Consider the following 18,789-nt stretch of genomic DNA (forward strand, 5'->3'; position numbering starts at 1 on the left):
TAGTATATGGTCAGGCTGCAAAAGACAGCCTGACCATCAAATTACGCGCTTAGCAGTATATCAGCTTGCTTTTGTGGCGAAATTGATAGCACCGATGAATACAAGGAGCTAGGTTCTTCTTCTGACATTGATGATATAAGTTCCGGCAACATGACTCCTGAATTAAATATCACTGGTTGGTTGGCATCTAGAAATTTTGTATTTTCTGCTAATTGCCCTGTTGGATTTTGAGTGTTTTGTTGGAGCCAAATCAACTTTGGTACAGTATGGTCCTGCAAGTGTTGGTCTATATGAATGATTATTCCATCCAGTTTTAACTCAGGGGTACTGTCTATCGTACCTTTTATTGTTAATTGATTTTGTTGTACTGAAAAATACCACTCCTCTATTGGTATGCTTTCTTGAATTTGTTTTTGGTCATCACTTGTCCTTAGTGTGACCCAAAAAGAGTACTGGCCATCAGGCAAGTTTAGGTGAGTAATATCCACCATTTGTTCGAAGTTTACATCCGCAACTAAAGGTTGCTCGACTGTGTAGTAGATCACATCGGGTATTGCTGAGTAATGCCTTGCGTGAGTATCAAGGTGATTGAGCGCAATAAAGTTCAAAGAGGTATCAACCTGCGAATCTTGGCCAAATGGGTCAGATAATGAAAAATATTGTTGATGTAACCGGCCTTTTTCAACCCACTTGGCGCAAAGTGCACTTTTTGAGGTGATTTTGTCGAGATTGACTTTACCTGTCGAAAAATCAATTAAGCCTTCTTCTGTTGCTGCCCAGTAAATAGGGGCACCTTGCCAATAATTATCGAGAATCAGCTGGTTGGGTAATAAATAGCCATCACTGTTTGTTAATACACGGCAAGCTAATGAATCCGGGTTGTTATAGTGGGAGATCAACTGCCCAAGCTCTTTTTTGTAGTTCAATTCATGTACAGTAAACTGAACCAATTCGCCTTTATCTGCAATATTGAAGCTCTCTGTACGTCGGATTTGCAATACTTCGGTCGATAACCCATTCGGAGTTGCATAAGTGACGGTTAATGCATAGTCACCATTAATATCAAATGGACGGCCAACCCCTGTTTTTAGGTTATGGTAATCGGCCGGCAAGCTTCCTATGGTACGGTCAACCGTGATGGTGCTATAAGGGTGTGGGGTATTATCTGCCATTTTAGTAAACTGATGCTGTATCCAATAAATCGGGACATCACGTTGATGAGGAAGTTGTTCAATTTGTGTTAGGCGATAATATTTTGAGTAATTCTCTTGAGTTAGTGTGACCCATTGTTTGTTAATGTGATCCCAACGTTGATAAAAACCGTCTCCTGCAAACCCGCCATCTTCAGTATCCTCCCCTTTAGTTTTATTGTTTTGCCAGCGTATTCTTTTGCTTAAAAATTGGTGGATTTTTTGGTTGTAGACATCAGGATGAGGCAAAAATGCATCATAAGCACCGCTCCTAAAAGGCACAAAACTAGAAAGCATGGTTGGCATAGCTTGTTGTAAGTGGCTATGGAGATCGTGATAAGTGACATAATATTGCCTAGATTGGTTATAAGCTGGGTTTTTACCGTGGCTATAAGGGGTATAAGGGTATGTTGGCTGATTATCACGACTTTTCGCATCGGTATGAGGCAAGCCAAGGCCGTGACCAAAAATCTCATGAAACATCACATTAGGTTCGTGAACCCCGCCACCGTTGTTGGGCGACCCAAGCCCTAATAGCGCAGTGCCAACATTTGAAGGTAGGGTTTTAATCGCAGTATATTGATAATCAGAATCAGCATTGTTAGCAGTTTGGTATTTATTGCTGTTATTGTAAGCCCAAAAGATTTGTGCACTGGGGTGATAGTCAATTTCTTCAGGGTTATCATAGTGAGGATGAATAAACGGAATGGCGTTGCTATTGGTGCCAGCCCTATATGGCGTTAAGCTTGGGTGACCCACTGTAGCAGGAAGGCTATACAATGTGAGCTGTCCAATTGGTAAAACGGTTGCCGCTTCTTTTCCCCAACTTAGCGGGGAAGATGAATAAACGCCATGACCTTGTTGATATAAACTGTGGCTATCAACATGAACAATTAAGTGGTTATCAAGGGTGACATTGGGGGAAAATAGGCCATATTGGTTGGTTTCTTCGGTGATAATGGGTTTGCCATTAACAGTGATAACAAGGTTGATATCCGGTTGTATCCACTCACCTTTTAGCGGAGCGGTAAAGCGTTGCTGATGCCAATTTTGCGCGGAAACATTCATCTGTTGGGGGAGCGCTGTTAATTTTTGGGGTAAATGATCTGGGCCAGTTAGTCTTACTCGGCCTAATATTTTTCTTTCTTTATTGCTGACGATGGCCTCAATATCAGGGGATTTCGCTGCTGTTTCGCTGGTGATTTCCACATTCAATAATGCCCAGCGATTAGCCGTTAAGCTCATATGCTTATCGGTCATGTTCTGCAGGTGAGTTTGCGCAAGTTGAATATGATGGATTTGCATATCACTTGGTGTTGGGTTGTAACGCCGTTGAGGTTCATGATAAACAGGGTCTGGAGTGGAATATGTGCGTTTACCAGGAATGCGCAGTTGTGGTGCATTTACGGTTTGTAACTGAATGGAAAGGGGTTGGGATTGCTGCCCGTTAGGTAGCATAGCTGTAAAATCAAATTGATCTGAGTGGGTTTTAAATTTTGCATTATTGGCAATGTACTGCCATTCGTTGGTGGAGTTATTTAGCGTTAATTGACCAAATTTGGGCTGCTCAAGGATTTTGTAACCCTTAATATGGGGGCTATTTGGTAGTTTTCCTGTTATGGCACCCACAACTAACTGATTTGGGAGCTCATCTGGGTTTTCTGCTACTAAAATAGGTAGAATTTGAGGAACGCTTTCTTGCGAATCATATCGAGAGATCGCCTGTTTTGTTTGTTTCAATTGGAACTGGCGAAAAATGATATTTTCACCAACAAGTTTTAAGGTATTATTTTCATAGCGGATTTTCACCGCAGGAAGCTGATTTACTGCCATCATTTTATTAACATCAGTTTCGATGGAATGGGCAATCTGTTGCCAAGACGACGTTTCTGTAATTGGGATGTTATGTAAAGACAACGTCTTGTTATACTTGGTATTTTCTATAGATATTGAGAAATATTGGCTGTTATTCCGTAACTCATCGGTTAGCTTCAATGAGTTTATTGAATGGGGTGGTAGGATAATGGCTTGCTGGAAGTTATGATTGTCTAAGGTGTTATTGGTTAGTTCAATGCGTTCTACTGGGCGAAGTTCATCAATGAGTTGTTGAGTAGAAGCTGATGGTTTTTTGTGTTTATCTTTGACTATCAATAAACTCCCGCCTGTGAGTTCTAACCAATGGCGAATGAGCTCAACTTGTTTGTCATTGGCATTTTCGGGTAAGACGACGATGCTATAATGGCGATGCCATTGCCCACTTGGTAGTAATAAATCAGCGAGCTGAGCCTGTGCTCTGGTTTCTCCATCAATCCATTCGTGGGGTGAATTAAAACTTTCAACAAACAAATTTTGCTTCGTATGGAAACTAAAGCCGGAGAAATCTTTAGTGCCGAGCGCACTTAATATATAGGTTTTTTTATTTTCACCCGCTAAACGGGGCTTATCACTTAACCAACTGAATAACTTAAATGCTTTTTCGCCGTCAGCTGATTGTTCAGGGTTATCCTTTAATGCATTTATCAAGGTGGTATCTTGCTGAATAATTGCCACTCTCCCTTTTTTATACCATCCTAGTTGTAAGTTACCTTGCTGTATTTCATCAGCAAATATTTTAAGGTTATCCATTACCAAAATCCATTTTTTGAGGGTTAATTTCGAGTTTCATTGGAATGTTATTCTAAATAAACTCAAAAAAACGGTCTAATTTATTATTATTTTAATAACTGCATTTTCATTGATTAACTAATTAGTTATTAGAAGAAAGTCATACTTGTAGGGATAAAATAAAAAAGGCCATATAAATTATATGGCCTTGGGTGATTAAAAATAAAGGCGGTTAAAAATAGACTAGCCGCGGTCTTCCCACTCTTGGGCGCGTGCTACGGCTTTTTTCCATCCCTCGTATTTGAAATTACGTTCCGTCGTTTCAATACCTGGTTTGAATACACGCTCAATGGTCGCCTTGCTCTGTAGCTCATCAAGATTACTCCAGAAACCAACGGCTAAACCTGCAAGGTAAGCGGCGCCCAACGCGGTGCTTTCTCGCACTTCAGGACGCTCAACAGGGGTACCTAAAATATCTGACTGGAATTGCATTAAAAAGTTATTGGCGACAGCGCCCCCATCAACCCTCAGTGCTTTTAAGCGCTCACCAGAGTCTGCTTGCATTGCATCAAGTACATCACGGGTTTGATAAGCGATGGACTCTAAGGTTGCGCGAATGATGTGGTTGCGGTTTGCACCACGCGTTAGGCCAAAAATAGCGCCACGCGCATACGGGTCCCAATAGGGTGCGCCTAAGCCTGTAAAGGCGGGAACAACATACACGCCATTGCTGTCTTTCACTTTAGTGGCAAAGTACTCTGAGTCTGTCGATTCATCAATCAATTTCAGTTCATCACGCAGCCATTGAATAGATGCTCCGCCCACGAATACAGCACCTTCAAGGGCATAATTGACTTCGCCTCTCGGCCCACAAGCGATGGTCGTTAACAACCCGTGGTTTGAGCGTACTGCGGTTTCCCCTGTATTTAGTAGTAAGAAGCAACCTGTTCCATAGGTATTTTTAGCCATACCCGGTTTTACACACAGTTGGCCGTATAGCGCGGCTTGTTGGTCTCCCGCCATCCCTGAAATTGGGATACGAGTCCCACCTTTCCCCCCAATATTGGTTTGCCCGTAGACTTCGGAAGAGGGGCGTACTTCAGGGAGCATTGCACGTGGAATATTGAGCGCTTTGAGGATTTTGTCATCCCACTCAAGGTTACGGATATTGAATAACATAGTTCGAGAGGCATTGGTGTAGTCGGTGACATGAACACGCCCTTGTGTCATTTTCCAAACGAGCCAAGTATCCACCGTCCCAAACAGTAATTCGCCTTTCTCAGCACGTTCACGTGCGCCTTCAACATTATCTAAAATCCATTTTACTTTGGTACCGGAGAAATAGGGGTCAACAACCAGCCCCGTATTTTGGCGAATATACTCTTCTAAATCGCGGTCATTTTGTTTTAGATGCGTACAAAAATCAGCAGTACGACGACATTGCCATACAATCGCATTATAAACAGGCTTACCTGTGGCTTTTTCCCATACGATGGTGGTTTCACGTTGGTTAGTGATCCCAATGCCAGCGACTTCATCGGTACGAATATCCGCTTTAGCGAGTACTTCTACAAGTGTTGAGCTTTGCGATGCCCAAATTTCCATTGGGTCATGTTCCACCCAACCTGGTTTAGGATAAACTTGGGTGAATTCACGTTGTGAAATACTGACAATATTTGCATCATGGTCGAGTACAACAGCGCGTGAGCTGGTTGTGCCTTGGTCGAGTGCAACAATATACTTTTTCGCAATAGTGGTTTCAGTTGTCATAATTTAAGCCTGTTCCGAGGATTTGGTGTTTTTAACGGATAATTTTTCTGTTTTGGTCTCTTCTTCACATACCATGCAAGGTAAGTGGCGACCAATCAGTTTGCGATAGGCGAATGCGCCTAGCAGACCACCAACAATAGGTGCTGTCAATGGGACAAGGAAATACGGAATATCGCGGCCACCAGTCAGGGCAATATCCCCCCAACCTGCGAGATAAGCCACAACTTTTGGGCCAAAGTCACGAGCAGGGTTGAGTGCAAATCCTGTGAGTGCGCCAAATGACCCGCCGATGACGGCAATCAAAATACCAATTAATAATGGAGCAAGTGGGCCACGAGGGACACCATTGCCATCATCGGTTAGGGCGAGTATTAAGCAAACAAGAATGGCAGCAATAATGACCTCAATAAAGAATGCATGAGGAACACTAATTTGTGGTGCAGGGTAGGTTGAGAAAACACCTGCAGTAAATAAGCTTTCTTGTGAGCCTCTAATGATATGGTGGACTTGGTCGTAATCGAAAAATACAGGGGAATACATTGAGTAAACTAAGGCGGCAGCAAAGAAGCCTCCTAGCATCTGTGCGATGATATAAGGGACGACTTTGCGTTTATCAAAACACGCAAATAGCCATAATGCGAGAGTAACGGCTGGGTTTAAGTGAGCACCGGAAGTACCCGCTGTTAGGTAAACGGCTAAAGCAACGCCGAAGCCCCAGATAATACTAATTTCCCATAAACCTAGTTGTGCGCCAGCTATTCTAACGGCAGCAACACAGCCTAGACCAAAAAATACCAGTAGCGCAGTCCCTAAAAACTCTGAGATGCACTGACCTGTGAGTGATGTAGTCGTCATTTGGCTCATATGTTTCTATCCTACGAAAATGAAAAATATTGTAATGTTTTTTTAAGTTAAGATTTTCTAATCGAAAATCATTAACTGTGAATTTATCGTTAAAGAACATAAACGAGAAATATCGAAATTGAAAAATGTGTGTTGCATCACTAAAGCGAAACAAAACAATCAAAAATAGTGATGAATTCGACCTTTGTGATGTGATCTGACCAGTGTTTTTTTATGAAGGTTATTACGATTCAGAAGGAAGGAACTGGACACAGAGGATCATGCTACTTACAATCGTGTAAAAGCTGATAAGGGAGACCAGAATTATGTCATTTGAAGTATTTGAAAAACTAGAATCCAAAGTCCAACAAGCGATTGATACAATCACACTGTTACAAATGGAAATCGATGAATTAAAAGATAAAAATGGTGCGTTAAGCCAAGAGCTTGAAACAGCAAAGTCAGGCACGGATTCACTGGTGCGTGAAAATGAACAGTTAAAACAAGAGCAGCAAGCTTGGCAAGAGCGTTTACGGACTTTGCTCGGTAAGATGGAAGAAGTGTAATTTCTCGTCATACTTCGCGTTGTAGGGGTGTTGGCTTCGTCTCTTCGCCCTAGTCACATACTTATGTATGCTCCTAGGGTCTTATCGACTTTGCCGCCTACCTACAACACGAATTATTTAGAGAAATGTTTGTTATGCCTCACATTGTAGGGTGTTGGCTTCGTCTCTTCGCCTTAGTCACATACTTATGTATGCTCCTAGGGTTTTATCGACTTTGCCGCCTACCTACAACACGAATTATTTAGAGAAATGTTTGTTATGCCTCACATTGTAGGGTGTTGGCTTCGTCTCTTCGCCCTAGTCACATACTTATGTATGCTCCTAGGGTCTTATCGACTTTGCCGCCTACCTACAACACGAATTATTTAGAGAAATGTTTGTTATGCCTCACATTGTAGGGTGTTGGCTTCGTCTCTTCGCCTTAGTCACATATCATGTATGCTCCTAGGGTCTTATCGACTTTGCCGCCTACCTACAACACGAATTATTTAGAGAAATGTTTGTTATGCCTCACATTGTAGGGTGTTGGCTTCGTCTCTTCGCCCTAGTCACATACTTATGTATGCTCCTAGGGTCTTATCGACTTTGCCGCCTACCTACAACACGAATTATTTAGAGAAATGTTTGTTATGCCTCACATTGTAGGGTGTTGGCTTCGTCTCTTCGCCTTAGTCACATATCATGTATGCTCCTAGGGTCTTATCGACTTTGCCGCCTACCTACAACACGAATTATTTAGAGAAATGTTTGTTATGCCTCACATTGTAGGGTGTTGGCTTCGTCTCTTCGCCTTAGTCACATACTTATGTATGCTCCTAGGGTTTTATCGACTTTGCCGCCTACCTACAACACGAATTATTTAGAGAAATGTTTGTTATGCCTCACATTGTAGGGTGTTGGCTTCGTCTCTTCGCCTTAGTCACATATCATGTATGCTCCTAGGGTCTTATCGACTTTGCCGCCTACCTACAACACGAATTATTTAGAGAAATCTTCATCACACCCCATGTTCTAGAGTATAAAAATAAGGGCTGCAATAATTTGCAGCCCTTATTTATAGAATTTTTAACGGATCATGCGTCGATATTGTCATCTTCGACAAAACCGTTGTTCTCATAAGGTGTTAATGGCTCTTCAGAAAGGATAATACCGGTGTTATCGGCATAAAGGTAATCACCTGAAAAGAAAGTCACACCGCCGAAATTAACACGAATATCACTTTCACCGATGCCTTCATCCGGACAGCCTGCCGGCATCGCAGCAATAGCTTGAATACCGAGGTCGAGTTCCATCAGGGTATCTACCTGACGAACCGCACCGTAAACCACAATTCCTTCCCAGTGGTTATCAACAGCTAACCTTGCAATTTCAGCATCAATAAGTGCCTTACGGACAGAACCGCCCCCATCAACGAGTAGGATACGCCCTGTACCATCCTCTTCCAGCAAATCATACACTAGGCCGTTATCTTCAAAACACTTAACTGTAATGATTTGACCGCCAAATGAAGTACGTCCACCAAAATTGGAGAAAAGGGGTTCTACCACGTTGACGCTTTCTTGGTAAATATCGCAGAGTTCGGAAGTATCATATTTCATAGGAGTTAGGTCTTTTTTGCTGCAAGAGGCAATCAGTATATCCCTTTTGAACCGTACTTGGCAAAGTTACCCGCCTAAAAATAGGCGGAAAAAGTCAAAAAAACGACAAATAGTGAATATTATTTACTCATTACGACGCCGATGGAAAATAAAACGTTGGTCACGAGTGCGGCTTTCACCATATTTTCCAATAGAGGGCGCATACCTTCGGGGGTTGGGTCGCTGAGAACACGGCGTAAATGGTTCATTAGCATTGGTACGGCGAGTAAAAATAGCCAACCGCTCCAGCCGTGTAAATAAATTAGATTAAAAAAGGCCAAACATAAAATAGCCGCAACAATAATAATGGTGTGATAAATTCGAGCCCCTTGGGGACCTAAGCGCACCGCTAAGGTATTTTTACCTGCTTTAATATCATTTTCGATATCACGCATATTGTTGATATTCAATACCGCAACAGAGAGCAATCCACAAGCCGTTGCGGGTAGGACAGTGATGATATTAAAACTATTTGCTTGTAAATAATAAGTCCCAATAACACTTAGCCAGCCAAAGAAGATTAAAACAGAAATATCCCCTAACCCTAGGTAGCCATATGGTTTTTTGCCCACGGTATAGGTAATAGCAGCGACGATAGCAATAAGCCCTAATGCGACAAAACCAATGGCATCCTCGGGTTTTTCACATGCGACAATAATTAACAGTAATCCGGAAAGGCAGGCCGCTGTAATATTTAGCTTGAGCGCCTTTTTCATATCCTCTTGCGTGATAACGCCTTTTTGCATGCCACGTAATGGACCAATGCGTTCAGCCGTATCAGAGCCTTTGACCGCATCACCATAGTCATTCGCAAGGTTAGATAAAATCTGTAATAAACCCGCTGTGATAAGTGCTAATAAAGCGACAGGCCATTTAAAATTATTAGTTAAATAAGCGAGTGCAGAGCCTGTCACAATCGCAATCACCCCTAATGGTAGGGTTTTAGGGCGGAGACTTTCAATCCAAGCTTGTTTACGACTTATTGTTGAGGATGTCGACTGCATGCAGTTACCTATAATTCAAACTCTTTAGAGATGTGTTCTTAATAATTTAATAGCCCATCATATAGAGAGGTACCTGAGTATTTTCAATGTAATGGGCAGAATATTTAATAGAAAAAAGTGCAGCGATAAAAGCTGCACTTTAGTCGATGTATATTAAGGATACATGAAAACCAGATAATTAATAAGATTATAAAATAAATCTACTCAGGTCTTCATCCGCCACCAGCTCATCTAAGTGCTGTCTGACATAGTCTGCATCGATTTGGATAGTTTGCCCGTTACGGTCACTGGCATCGAAAGAAATATCTTCCATTAAACGCTCAAGCACGGTGTGCAAGCGACGAGCACCAATGTTTTCGGTTGACTCATTGACTTGCCATGCGGACTCCGCAATTTTACGAATACCGTCAGTCGTGAATTCAATATTCACGCCTTCTGTTGCCATCAGCGCTTTATACTGTTCAGTTAATGAGGCATTTGGTTCCGTCAAAATACGCACAAAATCTTCAGTTGTCAGCGCTTGTAATTCAACACGAATTGGCAAGCGACCTTGGAGTTCAGGGATCAAGTCTGATGGGCTCGAAACTTGGAACGCACCTGAAGCGATAAACAGAATGTGGTCAGTTTTGACCATGCCGTGCTTAGTCGAAATGGTACAGCCTTCGATTAATGGCAGTAAATCACGTTGAACCCCTTCACGGGATACATCTGGCCCCGAACTTTGGCCACCGCGTTTACAAATTTTGTCGAATTCATCGATGAAGACGATACCATTCTGTTCAACCGCTTCAATCGCTTGTTCTTTTAGCTCTTCAGGGTTGACTAATTTAGCCGCTTCTTCTTCAACTAGCAGTTTGAATGCCTCTTTGATTTTCATCTTACGAGGTTTCTGTTTTTGGCCTGCTAGGTTTTGGAACATGGATTGTAACTGGTTAGTCATCTCTTCCATGCCTGGAGGTGCCATAATTTCAACACCCATAGGGGATGCAGCGACTTCGATTTCAATTTCTTTATCGTCTAATTGGCCTTCACGTAATTTTTTACGGAATGCTTGGCGGGCTGGAGAATGCTCATCCGTTGGTTCAGATTGCCCCCAGTTATTTTTTGCTGGTGGGATAAGAACGTCTAAAATACGTTCTTCAGCCATTTCTTCGGCGCGATAGCGATTTTTTTCGATAGACTGTAAACGCACCATTTTAACGGCAGAGTCAGTTAAATCGCGAATAATCGAGTCAACTTCTTTACCAACATAGCCGACTTCAGTAAATTTGGTCGCTTCAACTTTGATAAATGGCGCATTGGCTAATTTCGCAAGGCGGCGGGCAATTTCAGTTTTACCTACCCCTGTTGGCCCAATCATCAAAATATTTTTTGGTGTGACTTCGTGACGTAATACTTCGTTTAACTGCATACGGCGCCAGCGGTTACGCAGAGCAATCGCAACAGAACGTTTGGCTTTATTTTGGCCAATAATATGATTGTCGAGTTCGCTGACAATCTCGCGTGGAGTCATTTCGGACATACTAGCAATCCTTATGATTTTGAAGAAATTTCTTCAAAGTTGACATTATGGTTGGTGTAAATACAGATATCACCCGCAATAGCGAGGGCTTTTTCAGCGATTTCTTTAGCACTTAAGTCTGTATTTTCTAACAAAGCACGTGCGGCTGATTGCGCATATGGGCCACCGGAGCCAATCGCAATTAAGTCGTTTTCCGGTTGAACCACATCACCATTACCTGTAATGATCAGTGAAGTGTGTTCATCAGCGACAGCTAACAAGGCTTCTAATTTACGAAGCATGCGGTCGGTACGCCAATCTTTAGCAAGTTCAACGGCCGCTTTCGTTAAATGGCCTTGATGCAGTTCGAGTTTGCGCTCAAACAGTTCAAATAATGTGAATGCGTCTGCGGTGCCACCGGCAAATCCGGCAATGACTTTGTCGTTGTATAAACGGCGAACTTTGCGGACATTGCCTTTCATGACGGTATTACCCATCGTCGCCTGTCCATCACCACCAATTACGACCTGGCCATTACGGCGAACACTTACGATTGTTGTCATGAGTTAGCCCCTGGTTTTATTACAAAAAAGAATGCGGTTGAATGTGATTTTCAAAAGATTAAATTCAAGTGATAGTTGTCTAATTAACTATCACTTGAACTAGGTTGAAGACACAAAGTACCGCTCATGAGTACATTAAAACAGTACATGGGGGGGAAGGAGGAATTTTTCAACCCCCAGAAGCACGAAGAATACAACCGGAAACACCTGCACCTGCTGCACGGTCACGCATTTTTTCGGCAGTGGACTTGGAATAAGGTCCTAAAACGATACGGTGCCAACCTCCACCTGCGCTTACACGGCTTTCAATACCTGAGAATGCCAAAGTAGCTTGCACAGACTCGGCTTGTTCTGCTGTACGGAATGAACCACATTGAACAACCATATTTTGCAAGCTGTTTGTCGGTTTAGTGCTTGGCGCCGTTTGTGGTTGAGTTGTGGGCACGGTTGGTTGAGCCTCAAGTTTTGGAGGGATATTAGTCGCTGGTTTACGTTGCACTGGCTCGATAGGTTGAGCAGGCTCATTGATGAGCACTTGTGAACGCGGCACTGGTTTACCGTTTGCAGGTATTTCTTGCAAGTTAGTGACAGGCTGGCGTCTGTCAGAATCAATTTGTTCTAATAGCTGGCGCTGTTCAGGTGTTAAATCTGATGGGCGCACAATATTATTACCCGTGCTCGGCTGTTGAATATTTGGCATATCCACACCACGACGCTCGAGTTCCTTAATATAACGCCAACGTTCTTCAGGCTTTGGTGGAAGCGTACTACCCGGTGTTGTGGGAGTGGCTACCTGAGGCTGTGGTGTGTCCTTTTTATTTTGAGTGATATAAAACAGGCCGCCAACAAATAGCACGACAATCGTGACAGCAACAACCAATGTTGTCATTGGTAGTCCTTGTGCTTTCTTTGATTTACCTTTGCTTTTTTTACGGGCGGATGAGCGCCCTCGAGCTACATAATCTTTTTGTGCCACGCTATTAATTCACTAGTTATCAATTGTTAGTCATCATTTGGGTTAACATGTTACTTAACCTGAGCAACTTTGACTAGCTTTTAGGCGCTTTTGTGCTCTCTCTAATGATTAAATCAGAATCTAGGAGACGTGAGCCTGGATTAACATTGTGCCCATGAATCTGCTCGAGCAGTAATTGCATCGCATGATGGCCAATTTCAGCACGAGGTTGGTTGATAGTCGTTAGGGCTGGCAAGGTATATTTTGCTTGCTCTAAGTTATCGAAACCAACAAAAGAAAGGTCATCAGGGAGCTTTAAGCCCATTTTTTTCGCTTGCCACATTGCACCAATTGCCATGATATCACTATGGCAAAAGATAGCTGTCGGTGGTTCAGGAAGTGACATCAATGTTTTCACTGCTTCAGCGCCACCCTCATGGGTAAAATCACCACGAATAATATAATTTTCACGCAGTTTTTCACCTGTGCGTAACATGGCTTTTTTATAACCTTCTAAACGATATTGGCTTAAAGGCATATGGTCAGGGCCTGCAATACAAGCGATCAGTTTATGGCCTTGTTTTTGTAGGTAATGTGTTGCGTTAAATGCGGCGGTGAGGTTATCGATATGCACGGTAGGCAGTTTTAGCTCAGGTGCGAACTCATTGGCCATCACAATTGGAGGGAGGTTTTTTTGCTCTTCGGTTGAGATATCGAATGGAATATTGGAACCCAGTAAGACCATGCCATCAATTTGTTTGGTAATAATGAGATTAATAAAAGCATTTTCTTGTTTTTCTTGGTGTTTACAGTCCCCAATCAAAACAAAATAGCCTTCTTGAGCGGCAATTTCTTCAATGCCGCACACGACATCACTAAAGAAAGGGTCGCGAATATTAGGAACGAGTACAAGAATAGTCTTTGATTCATTGCGCTTATAGCTTCTAGCAAGGTTATGAGGATAATAGCCAACATCCATCACCGCTTGTTCGACTTTTTGGCGTGTTTGCAAAGAAACTTTTTCCGGGTTCATGAGTGTTCTAGATACTGTCGCTGTCGAAACGCCCGCGGCACTAGCAACATCTTTCATCGTTGCCGTGTTATTGTGTTTTTTACTTTCCACAACGCCTTCCTTAGATTGATTTAATCGTTTGCTTTTTTTGAATGGCGCAAGTACGTCATTATTAGTGGTTATTCTAATTGGTTTCTCAAGAATATCTGTTACCTAGTTTGCATAAAAAGTGTGACTTGCATCATTTTTTAGAGCTGCTTCGCAAATTTTGAAAATAATGCTAAGGGCAAAAAGATAAATGAAACTCAATATGTATAAAAAACGCTCAAATTGGTTGTTTAGCATTATAGGGTAAATAATTCAAAGTTATCAACATACTGCGAAGAAAATATTGGCAGGGTTTATAACGTTAAATGGTTAGATAAAATGAATCATTTAGCATGAGTAATGAGTTAACAATCGGTCGGGTCCACATCGATGTTCCATTTTACTTTGCGACTTTCTGGCTGTTGAAGAATTTCTGGCAACAGTTTCGCCATAAATTGTTGTAAATAAAGCCGCGAAGGGTGTTGCAATAGCAATTGCCAGCGGAATCGCCCACCACGTTTGGCTTGAATCGACGGCGAAGGGCCTAGGATCCACATTTTCGCGTCACTTTGGGGATGTTCAGCAATATATTGCCGCACATTTTGCAGAAATTGACGTGAATCTTGGTTATTGTGATCTTCCGAGCGTATCAATATATGGCTGGTGTAAGGCGGTAACATCGCGATTTGCCGTTCTTCCATCGCTTCTTGGGTAAATGCGTGATAACCCTTTTCAAGAAGCGTGAGCAACAATGGGTGTTCGGGATGGTGGGTTTGCAAGAACACTTCACCTTGTTTACCAGCTCGCCCTGCTCGACCAGAAACTTGCACGTATAATTGAGCAAACCGTTCGGCTGCACGAAAATCACTCGAGAATAAAGCCCCGTCGACATCTAACAAGGCGACTAAGGTGACATCAGGGAAGTGGTGGCCCTTGGCTAACATCTGTGTGCCAATAAGAATTCTAGCCCCCCCTTCATGTACTTGGTTTAAATGCTGTTCCAGTTCCCCTTTACGGCTCGTGGTATCACGGTCAATACGGGTAACGGGGGTATCAGGGAACAGTTCACAAATCCCTTCCTCAAGTTGCTCAGTTCCCATTCCTACAGGTACTAAATGCGTTGAACCACATTGTGGGCATTGGCGAGGAACAGGGCGCTGGCTATCGCAATGGTGGCAGCGTAATTGATGAAAATTTTGGTGCAGGGTGTAATAGTGGTCACAACGCTGGCACTCTGCAATCCAACCACATTCATGGCAAATCAATGCAGGGGAATAACCACGGCGATTTAAAAATAAAATCACCTGATTGTTTTGTGCAAGGTGCTCTTTAATGTGTTGAATTAATAAGTGTGAAAGGCCAAATTTTAGTGGCTGGCCTTTTAAGTCAATAAGGTGTTGAGTCGCGGGGCGTGCATTACCTGCCCGAATAGTGAGATTTAATTGCCGATATTTATGTTGTTGAACATTGAATAAGGTTTCTAATGATGGCGTCGCAGTACCCATGACAATCGGTATATTGTTCTTTTTAGCACGGAAAACCGCTAAATCACGGGCATGATAACGCCAGCCATCTTGCTGTTTATATGAGCTGTCATGCTCTTCATCAATAATAATAATGCCAAGGTGGGCGAAAGGGGTGAACAGTGCCGAGCGAGTCCCAATAATAATGGCATTTTGCCCTTGCTTAGCGCGTAACCAAACAGCTAAACGCTCGCTATCGTTCAGCCCTGAGTGCAACACATCAACGGGGGCATTGAAGCGCTCACGAAAACGGCTAATGGTTTGTGGGGTCAAGCCAATTTCAGGTACCAAAACTAAAGCTTGTTTACCTTGGGCAAGAACATTTTCCAATACACTTAGGTACACTTCCGTCTTACCGGACCCTGTGATCCCAGCGAGTAGCCATGGTGAAAATTGGTCATCTTCAGCACGTATAGCACCGACAGCTGTCGCTTGCTCACTATTAAGACGCAGCCTTTCACCACAAACTGTGAAGCTTGGTTGCCACTTTTCGCTAGTCGGTGGAACGGGGCGCAAATCAATATAAGCTTTCTTTTTCAGTGCTTGCAAAGCGCTTTCACTGATTTCAAGCTCACTGACTTGATGGCGATAAACGGGTCGACGACGCAGAAGTGCAAGAGCTTGCTGCTGTTTTGGAGAACGTTTTAGCTCATTAAGGTCAACCGCTAAGCCTTCATCCGTTACTTGCCATTGCCAAATAGGGGTAAATTCAGCGGGTTTACCTTGGCGCAATAGTGTGGGTAATGCGTGGAAGAGCACTTCACCTATTGGGTAATGATAGTATTGTGAAGACCACAATAAGAGCTGCCAAATATCGTCAGGGAAGAGCGTTTGGTGGTCGAGAACCAGTTCGATGGCTTTTAATTTATCTTCAGCAAATTCGCTTTTATCGCTGTGCTTTACCACAATACCCAAGGCTTGGCGCTTGCCAAATGGCACCATAACACGGCTGCCAATCACTGGTAGTGGCATGTTATCAGGAAGGCGATAATCAAATGTGCGGTTTAAAGGGACAGGTAAAGCCACCTGAACGACGATCATATCTGGGTTTCCGTCTATTTTTTATGCGATAATGCGAGCGATTGTTGACTAGAGTACCACAAAATTTACTCGGTTTTCATTGCGTGATAAACAGAATTTCTGTATGATCCGCCGCCTTTGGTATCTATTTTTACCAATATATAAAATTCAATCAACACGACGTGTGGTGTCCGGCGTTAGGGCTGGAATGGCGACACGGCCTTAATAGAGGTTCTCCCATGAAAAAAGGTATTCACCCTAAATACGAAGAAGTTACTGCAACTTGTTCTTGCGGTAATGTAATGAAAATTAATTCAACTGCTGGTCACTCGCTGAACCTGGACGTTTGTGGTAACTGCCACCCGTTCTATACTGGTAAACAGCGTGATGTTGCGACTGGTGGTCGTGTTGATCGCTTCAACCAACGTTTCAGCATCCCAGGTTCTAAAAAATAATCGAACTTGTGAAATGCGAAAAAAAGGGAAACTGAGTTTCCCTTTTTTAATGCCCAAAATAAGCGTTTTTATGTCTAAATGAAGAAATTAGAAGTGATAAACGACACCGAGCATGATGTCATTACTGCGTATTTTGACTTTAGACTTGAGCGTATCGCCATTATAGTTATAGCTATCTTGAATAAAACATAAGGGAAGGCACTACGTCGCAAGGTTTGCGACGTAGTTAAAACTTTGAGGCACGTAATGGCGACTAATTAGGATTAATATTCCCACGTTTCAGGGTCGATACCTAATTCGCGCATGATTTCTTTTGCGGCTTCAGGGATCTCGTCATTACGTTCTTTACGCAAGTCTTCATCATTTGGCAGTGGTTGGCCTGTGAATGCATGCAAAAATGCTTCACACAGTAATTCACTGTTAGTGGCATGACGTAAGTTGTTGATCTGACGGCGAGTACGCTCATCAGTTAAAATTTTTAGTACCTTCAAAGGGATAGATACTGTAATTTTTTTTACTTGCTCACTCTTTTTGCCATGTTCAGCATACGGACTGACATACTCACCATTCCATTCAGCCATGGGATACCTTGGATATTTTCAGTAATAATTAAAAATAATATGCACATTCTTTTTAATAGAAACTTAATCTAAGCTTTCAAGGATGAAGAACTGCATACAAATGTGACGACACTTAACTTAGTTTATCACAATATTTTTTGTGAAATTAGTAAGTTAAGCTGATTTGTGTGATTGACTATCAATTTACACATCATAATTAAGGTTGATTATTCCATTAGTTGATATAAACGTAAAGAGGTTTAGACGTCTAGATATATTGACGTCCAAACATCCGATGGGTATGATTTAGCCTATCACTGTTCAGGAGAAGCGTTTATGACTTACAAGCCGTCAACTATCGCAATTCATAATGGATTAAATGAAGATCAACAATTTGGTTGCGTAGTGCCTCCCATTTATTTATCCAGTACCTATAATTTTACTGACTTTAATGAACCGAGAGCTCATGATTATTCACGTCGTGGAAACCCAGGGCGTGATATTGTGCAAAAAACATTGGCACAACTTGAGGGGGGGAGTGGTTCGGTACTAACTAACAGTGGGATGTCTGCGCTTCACCTGTTATGTACCGTTTTTCTGCAACCGGGTGATTTACTCGTTGCGCCACATGACTGTTACGGTGGAAGCTACCGGTTATTTAATAGCCAAAGCCAGCGTGGGGCTTATCAGGTGCAATTTGTCGACCAAAGTGATGAATCTGCATTGCAGGCAGCATTAGCGAAAAAACCCAAATTAGTGTTAATAGAAACACCAAGTAACCCACTATTAAGAATTTTTGATATACAGCATATTGCCCAGTTAGCCCATGATGTAGGGGCATTAGTCGTTGTCGATAATACTTTTTTAAGCCCAATTTTGCAGCAGCCTCTTTCACTCGGCGCAGATTTTGTGGTGCATTCATGCACTAAATACCTGAATGGCCATTCTGATATCGTTGCAGGAGTGGTGATTGCGAAAGAAGAAAAGTGGGTAATAGAGCTTGCTTGGTGGGCGAATAATATTGGTGTTACTGGGGGCGCTTTTGATAGCTATCTACTCTTGAGAGGTATCAGAACGTTATCTCCACGTGTATTACAGCAACAGCAAAACGCACAAGAGATCGTAAAATATCTTAAATCGCAGCCTTTAGTGAAAAAATTGTATTATCCTGCATTAGAAGATCACCCCGGGCACGAAATAGCAGTGAAACAGCAAAAAGGCTTTGGTGCGATGCTGAGTTTTGAATTTGCAGGTGATGAGTCACAACTTCGCCATTTTCTTCGCTCACTTAGCCTGTTTACATTGGCGGAGTCATTGGGTGGGGTGGAAACATTGATTTCCCATACTGCGACAATGACGCATGCAGGTATGTCAGCAGAAGCTCGTGCGCAAGCGGGGATTACAGATAGCTTGCTAAGAATTTCAGTGGGGATTGAAGATCCTCAGGACTTAATCACAGACTTAGATCACGCATTTCAGGTTGCGGCACAACGTTAGCG

14 protein-coding genes are annotated in these 18,789 nt (G+C 42.6%); 3 read left to right on the forward strand and 11 right to left on the reverse strand.

Annotated features, from left to right (window positions below; all coding sequences use genetic code 11):
• Positions 1-41: 41 nt before the first annotated feature.
• The 3 genes from M1F25_RS01305 to M1F25_RS01315 form a co-directional block, all read right to left on the reverse strand.
• Positions 42-3,815 carry a hypothetical protein gene (locus M1F25_RS01305; RefSeq protein ID WP_181489101.1) on the reverse strand — a complete coding sequence of 1,258 codons (3,774 nt, stop codon included), beginning with the start codon at positions 3,813-3,815 and terminating at the stop codon, positions 42-44.
• A 222-nt stretch (positions 3,816-4,037) separates the two neighbouring features.
• Positions 4,038-5,564 (reverse strand): glycerol kinase GlpK, encoded by a 1,527-nt coding sequence (gene glpK / locus M1F25_RS01310; RefSeq protein WP_140172857.1) that lies wholly within the window; start codon positions 5,562-5,564, stop codon positions 4,038-4,040.
• 3 nt (positions 5,565-5,567) lie between these two features.
• A complete protein-coding gene (locus M1F25_RS01315) occupies positions 5,568-6,428 on the reverse strand; it encodes an MIP/aquaporin family protein (protein WP_004265297.1) in 861 nt (286 codons plus the stop codon).
• Positions 6,429-6,733: 305 nt separating this feature from the next.
• On the opposite strand from M1F25_RS01315, the gene zapB reads away from it, so the two are divergent.
• Positions 6,734-6,973, forward strand: a complete 240-nt coding sequence (gene zapB, locus M1F25_RS01320) for a cell division protein ZapB (protein WP_004265299.1) — start codon at positions 6,734-6,736, stop codon at positions 6,971-6,973.
• A 1,073-nt stretch (positions 6,974-8,046) separates the two neighbouring features.
• Here the strand turns inward: zapB and rraA are convergent.
• The 7 genes from rraA to priA all read right to left on the reverse strand — a co-directional run bounded on the left by rraA (position 8,047) and on the right by priA (position 16,296).
• On the reverse strand, positions 8,047-8,571 hold the full coding sequence (gene rraA / locus M1F25_RS01325; protein WP_004265300.1) for a ribonuclease E activity regulator RraA: 525 nt from the start codon (positions 8,569-8,571) through the stop codon (positions 8,047-8,049).
• Between the two features lie 119 nt (positions 8,572-8,690).
• On the reverse strand, positions 8,691-9,614 hold the full coding sequence (locus M1F25_RS01330; RefSeq protein ID WP_140172855.1) for a 1,4-dihydroxy-2-naphthoate polyprenyltransferase: 924 nt from the start codon (positions 9,612-9,614) through the stop codon (positions 8,691-8,693).
• A 187-nt stretch (positions 9,615-9,801) separates the two neighbouring features.
• Positions 9,802-11,136 (reverse strand): HslU--HslV peptidase ATPase subunit, encoded by a 1,335-nt coding sequence (gene hslU, locus M1F25_RS01335; protein WP_004265302.1) that lies wholly within the window; start codon positions 11,134-11,136, stop codon positions 9,802-9,804.
• An 11-nt stretch (positions 11,137-11,147) separates the two neighbouring features.
• The gene (hslV, locus tag M1F25_RS01340; RefSeq protein ID WP_004265304.1) at positions 11,148-11,678 is read right to left on the reverse strand and encodes an ATP-dependent protease subunit HslV; all 531 of its coding nucleotides are present in this window, start codon (positions 11,676-11,678) and stop codon (positions 11,148-11,150) included.
• Between the two features lie 169 nt (positions 11,679-11,847).
• Positions 11,848-12,654: a cell division protein FtsN gene (gene ftsN, locus M1F25_RS01345; RefSeq protein WP_140172853.1), complete on the reverse strand. Its 807-nt coding sequence runs from the start codon at positions 12,652-12,654 to the stop codon at positions 11,848-11,850.
• Positions 12,655-12,727: 73 nt separating this feature from the next.
• On the reverse strand, positions 12,728-13,756 hold the full coding sequence (gene cytR / locus M1F25_RS01350; protein ID WP_004265308.1) for a DNA-binding transcriptional regulator CytR: 1,029 nt from the start codon (positions 13,754-13,756) through the stop codon (positions 12,728-12,730).
• A 341-nt stretch (positions 13,757-14,097) separates the two neighbouring features.
• On the reverse strand, positions 14,098-16,296 hold the full coding sequence (gene priA, locus M1F25_RS01355) for a primosomal protein N' (protein WP_140172851.1): 2,199 nt from the start codon (positions 16,294-16,296) through the stop codon (positions 14,098-14,100).
• A 218-nt stretch (positions 16,297-16,514) separates the two neighbouring features.
• Here priA and rpmE point away from each other — a divergent pair, with 218 nt between their 5' ends.
• On the forward strand, positions 16,515-16,730 hold the full coding sequence (gene rpmE, locus M1F25_RS01360) for a 50S ribosomal protein L31 (protein ID WP_004265313.1): 216 nt from the start codon (positions 16,515-16,517) through the stop codon (positions 16,728-16,730).
• 263 nt (positions 16,731-16,993) lie between these two features.
• Here rpmE and metJ read toward each other — a convergent pair whose 3' ends face one another.
• Positions 16,994-17,311: a met regulon transcriptional regulator MetJ gene (gene metJ, locus M1F25_RS01365; protein WP_004265315.1), complete on the reverse strand. Its 318-nt coding sequence runs from the start codon at positions 17,309-17,311 to the stop codon at positions 16,994-16,996.
• 315 nt (positions 17,312-17,626) lie between these two features.
• Between metJ and metB the strand changes: the two genes are divergently transcribed.
• On the forward strand, positions 17,627-18,787 hold the full coding sequence (metB, locus tag M1F25_RS01370) for a cystathionine gamma-synthase (protein ID WP_181489103.1): 1,161 nt from the start codon (positions 17,627-17,629) through the stop codon (positions 18,785-18,787).
• Positions 18,788-18,789 lie beyond the last annotated feature (2 nt).

It is taken from the genome of Providencia sp. PROV109 (assembly GCF_033681625.1).
Classification (GTDB): Bacteria; Pseudomonadota; Gammaproteobacteria; order Enterobacterales; family Enterobacteriaceae; genus Providencia; species Providencia hangzhouensis.

Excerpts from the sequence above, each read along its gene's own strand:
- M1F25_RS01315 (WP_004265297.1), bottom strand. The coding sequence starts at position 6,428 with ATGAGCCAAATGACGACTACATCACTCACAGGTCAGTGCATCTCAGAG.
- rraA (WP_004265300.1), bottom strand. The coding sequence starts at position 8,571 with ATGAAATATGATACTTCCGAACTCTGCGATATTTACCAAGAAAGCGTC.
- glpK (WP_140172857.1), bottom strand. The coding sequence starts at position 5,564 with ATGACAACTGAAACCACTATTGCGAAAAAGTATATTGTTGCACTCGAC.
- M1F25_RS01330 (WP_140172855.1), bottom strand. The coding sequence starts at position 9,614 with ATGCAGTCGACATCCTCAACAATAAGTCGTAAACAAGCTTGGATTGAA.
- hslV (WP_004265304.1), bottom strand. The coding sequence starts at position 11,678 with ATGACAACAATCGTAAGTGTTCGCCGTAATGGCCAGGTCGTAATTGGT.
- rpmE (WP_004265313.1), top strand. The coding sequence starts at position 16,515 with ATGAAAAAAGGTATTCACCCTAAATACGAAGAAGTTACTGCAACTTGT.
- M1F25_RS01305 (WP_181489101.1), bottom strand. The coding sequence starts at position 3,815 with ATGGATAACCTTAAAATATTTGCTGATGAAATACAGCAAGGTAACTTA.
- zapB (WP_004265299.1), top strand. The coding sequence starts at position 6,734 with ATGTCATTTGAAGTATTTGAAAAACTAGAATCCAAAGTCCAACAAGCG.
- hslU (WP_004265302.1), bottom strand. The coding sequence starts at position 11,136 with ATGTCCGAAATGACTCCACGCGAGATTGTCAGCGAACTCGACAATCAT.
- priA (WP_140172851.1), bottom strand. The coding sequence starts at position 16,296 with ATGATCGTCGTTCAGGTGGCTTTACCTGTCCCTTTAAACCGCACATTT.
- metJ (WP_004265315.1), bottom strand. The coding sequence starts at position 17,311 with ATGGCTGAATGGAATGGTGAGTATGTCAGTCCGTATGCTGAACATGGC.
- metB (WP_181489103.1), top strand. The coding sequence starts at position 17,627 with ATGACTTACAAGCCGTCAACTATCGCAATTCATAATGGATTAAATGAA.